The sequence below is a fragment of the Seonamhaeicola sp. ABD4_175 genome (assembly GCF_056160885.1).
Window position 1 is genome coordinate 1 of sequence record NZ_JBSWYC010000030.1, and the last position, 207, is coordinate 207.

Consider the following 207-nt stretch of genomic DNA (forward strand, 5'->3'; position numbering starts at 1 on the left):
CTGATACATCGATTGTTCCTGTACTTGCATTGATTGATAATCCTGCAGTTGAACTAAAAGTGCCTCCGCCTAATCCGGTTACGGTTGGTGTTGGATCTGAATCATTAGTACAATAAGCCGCTGCCGAATAGTTAAAACTCGCATCGTCTAAGGCATTAATAGTTACACTTGTATTGCTACTGTTTGGACATGTGCCCGCTGTGGTAT

The 207-nt window shown here is 42.5% G+C and carries 1 protein-coding gene; it reads right to left on the minus strand.

What is annotated here, in order from left to right:
* Positions 1–207, minus strand: a 207-nt coding sequence (locus tag ACXAG4_RS15555) for a hypothetical protein (protein ID WP_475297015.1), incomplete at both ends; no start/stop codon positions are given.